At 69.9% G+C, this 3,310-nt stretch carries 3 protein-coding genes and 1 pseudogene; 2 read left to right on the top strand and 2 right to left on the bottom strand.

What is annotated here, in order from left to right:
* Window positions 1-219: 219 nt before the first annotated feature.
* Together dprA and plsY are read right to left on the bottom strand one after the other, a co-directional pair.
* On the bottom strand, window positions 220-1,302 hold the full coding sequence (gene dprA / locus BGN95_RS22175) for a DNA-processing protein DprA (protein WP_265313237.1): 1,083 nt from the start codon (window positions 1,300-1,302) through the stop codon (window positions 220-222).
* On the bottom strand, window positions 1,295-1,900 hold the full coding sequence (gene plsY / locus BGN95_RS22170) for a glycerol-3-phosphate 1-O-acyltransferase PlsY (RefSeq protein WP_265313288.1): 606 nt from the start codon (window positions 1,898-1,900) through the stop codon (window positions 1,295-1,297). The genes dprA and plsY overlap by 8 nt, the downstream gene beginning before the upstream one ends.
* A 270-nt stretch (window positions 1,901-2,170) precedes the next feature.
* Here plsY and murI point away from each other — a divergent pair, with 270 nt between their 5' ends.
* Window positions 2,171-2,962, top strand: coding sequence for a glutamate racemase (gene murI, locus BGN95_RS22165; RefSeq protein WP_286774016.1), 792 nt, complete (start codon window positions 2,171-2,173; stop codon window positions 2,960-2,962).
* 84 nt (window positions 2,963-3,046) lie between these two features.
* Window positions 3,047-3,310: pseudogene (locus BGN95_RS22160) on the top strand (5-aminolevulinate synthase); the annotation flags it as partial.

Below are 3,310 nucleotides of genomic sequence, written 5' to 3'. Positions count from 1 at the left end.
CCTCGGCGCCCGGCGGCGGGGCCTGGAGATATTGCGGGAGCAGGACGGCGAGCCCGTAAATCGCCGCGCCGCGATACCAACGTGAGACCCATTTCGGCGCCATCGCGTCCTCCTTTTTTACTCCCCTCCCTCATGAAGGGAGGCGCTGGGGGTGGGTGGGTGTGCGGGATACCGATTCATATCCTCGCAGGCCAACCCCACCCCCGGCTCCTCTCTTGTTCAAGGGAGGGGAGAAATCAGGCTCACCCGCCCTCCCGCATGCCGCTCGAGCCGCCCCGCCAGTTCCAGCTCGAGCAGCACGATCTGCACGATCGCAGGCACATAGCCCGATTGCCGGATCAGCTCGTCGACCGCCACCGGCACCGGGCCGAGCAGCGCGACGATCGCGCGGCGCGCGGCATCGTCGGCGTCGGCGGGCGGGATCGGATCGAAGCGCATCGCCGGTGCGCGGATCGCGCGCGGGTCGATCGGACGGATCTGTTCGAGCACGTCGGCGGCGCTCTGTACCAAGGTCGCGCCTTCGCGGATCAGCAGGTTGCATCCTTGCGCGCGCGGATCGAGCGGGCTGCCGGGGACGGCCATCACCTCGCGCCCCGCCTCATTGGCGAGCCGCGCGGTGATCAGCGACCCCGATCGGGGCGCGGCCTCGACCACCAACGTCCCCGCCGCGATCCCGGCGATGATGCGGTTGCGGTGCGGGAAGTGCCGCGCGCGCGGCTCGGTGCCGGGGGGCATCTCGGCGATCAGCAGCGCCTCCTCGCCGATCTGCTGCTGGAGCGCCTCGTTTTCGGGCGGATAGGGCACGTCGATGCCGCCCGCGATCACCGCGATCGTCTGCCGGCCCGCCCCCATATGCGCGGCGGTATCGATCCCGCGCGCCAGCCCCGACACCACCGCCGTACCCGCATTCGCCAGGTCGTGCGCGATCTGGCGTGCGAAGCGGCAGGCCGCGGCCGAGGCGTTGCGCGCGCCGACGATTGCCACCACGGGCTTGTGCGCGAGCGCGATGTCGCCGCGCACGACGATCGCCGGCGGGGCGCTTTCCAGTTCGGCGAGCAGCACCGGGTAAGCGCTGTCACCGATGAACACATGCCGCGCGCCGAGTTCGGCGACGCGCCGCAATTCGCGTTCGATCGTGCGCGGCTCGGGGGGCCTGGGTGCGGTGCCGCCGCCGCGCCGCGCGAGATCGGGCAAGGCGGCGAGCGCGCGGGTCGCGTCGCCGAAACGCGCGATGAGCTGGCGATAGGTGACGGGGCCGATGCCCGGGGTGCGGATCAGCCGCAGCCGATCGACATCACGCACTTTTGCGGCCGACGCGCGGCTCGGTGCCGTCGATCAGCCGGCCGATATTGGTGCGATGCTTCCACAGCACGATCAGCGCCAGCGCGATGAGCAGCGGGACGATATCGAACCAGCCGAACGCCGCCGCCGCCACCGGCGCGGCGATCGCCGCCGCCATTCCGGCGAGCGAGGAGATGCGCAGCGTGGCGAGCAGCCCCAGCCAGATCGCGGCATAGATCAGCCCGAGCTGCCAGTGCAGCGCGAGCACGATCCCCATCAGCGTCGCGACGCCCTTGCCGCCGCGGAAGCCGAGCCAGATCGGGTAGCAATGGCCGAAGAATGCCCCCGCCGCCGCCAGCGGCGCATCGCCGGGGAAAAGCCGGTCGACGATCAGCACCGCGGCGAAGCCCTTGGCCATATCGAGCAGCAGCGTCGCCGCCGCGAGCCCCTTGCGGCCGGTGCGCAGCACGTTGGTCGCGCCGATATTGCCCGAGCCGATCTTGCGCAGATCGCCCGCGCCGAACGCGCGGGTCAGGATCACCCCGAACGGGATCGACCCCAGCAGATAGCCGATCAGCAGCGCGGCGGTCGGCGCGGACGAGAGGAATCCGGTTTCCAGTGTAGAGGCCCCCTATGACGAAACGCCCTTTAGCCTGAAAGCGGAGGGCGGTCTTGTATTTTGTCGTCATTGGCGGGGCTGGCAACTGCGCCTTTTGTCTCTCTTCTCCCCTCCCTGGAAGGGAGGGGGCGGGGGTGGGTTGGTGTGGGGGGCACCGGGATCGCATCCTCGCAGGCCAACCCACCCCCAGTCCCTCCCTTGTTCAAGGGGAGGGGAGAAAGAAGGAAGCGGGCTTGTCTGGCGCGCGAACCGGCCTAATTGCTCGCACCGATGAGTGACACGCGGCCCGTCCTGTTCTTCGATTCGGGGGTCGGCGGGCTGTCGATCGTCGCGCCGGCACGACGCGCGCTGCCCGCCGCGCAATTCGTCTATGTCGCCGATTCGGCGGGTTTTCCTTATGGCACCAAGACCGAGGCGGAGATCGCCGCGCGGGTGCCGGCGCTGCTCGGGCGGCTCGCCGAACGCTATCGCCCGCGGCTGATCGTCATCGCCTGCAACACCGCCTCGACGATCGCGCTGGCGGCGGTGCGCGCGGCGCTCGATCTGCCGATCGTCGGCACCGTCCCCGCGATCAAGCCGGCGGCGACGATGAGCGTCACGCGGACGATCGGGGTGCTCGGCACCGAGGCGACCGTGCGCCAGGCCTATGTCGATGATCTCGCGCGGCGCTTCGCCGCCGATTGCCGGGTGATCCGTCACGGCTCGGCCGAGCTGGTCCAGCTCGCCGAGGCGAAGCTGCGCGGCGAGCCGACCGATACGGCGCGATACAAAGCGGTGCTCGCCGGGCTGTTCGATCAGCCGGGGGGCGAGCGGATCGACGTGATCGTCAACGCCTGCACGCATTTCCCGCTGGTCGAGGCGGAGCTTGCCGCCGCCGCCGCGCCGCATGCGGTGCGCTTTGTCGACGGCGGGGAGGGGATCGCGCGGCGAATCGTCCATCTCACCGAAGGGCAGGATATCGCCCGCGCCGCCGCCGACGTCGCGGTCTTCACCGGCGAAGGCGGCGAAAAGCTCGCCCCCGCGCTCGCCGGCTACGGCTTCGCGCGGATCGAGCGGCTGTAGCGCGGGCACGACCGGCGCGGGCGATCAGTGCAAGCGAGGATTTCCGCTGGCGCTGCTGCTGACATGACGGTAAGCGACCGGGACATGAGCATCGAGCATAATGAGGCGCGGCCAGTGGATTATGGACGCGTCTTCAATCAGGCGATCGACCGGCTGCATGCCGAGGGGCGGTATCGCGTGTTCATCGATATCCTGCGCAACAAAGGGGCTTACCCCAATGCGCGCTGCTTCGCCGGGCATAACGGGCCGAAGCCGATCACGGTATGGTGCTCGAACGACTATCTCGCGATGGGGCAGCACCCCAAGGTGATCGCGGCGATGGAGGAAGCGCTCCACGACGTCGGCGCC

It is taken from the genome of Sphingomonas sp. 66-10, assembly GCF_001897045.1.
GTDB lineage: Bacteria > Pseudomonadota > Alphaproteobacteria > Sphingomonadales > Sphingomonadaceae > Sphingomonas > Sphingomonas lycopersici.
Note: the sequence above shows the minus strand (reverse complement) of the source record. Positions and strands in the feature narration are given on the sequence as shown.

Bases quoted from the DNA above. Each gene is read 5' to 3' on its own strand.
- murI (WP_286774016.1), top strand. From the start codon at position 2,171: ATGAGTGACACGCGGCCCGTCCTGTTCTTCGATTCGGGGGTCGGCGGG.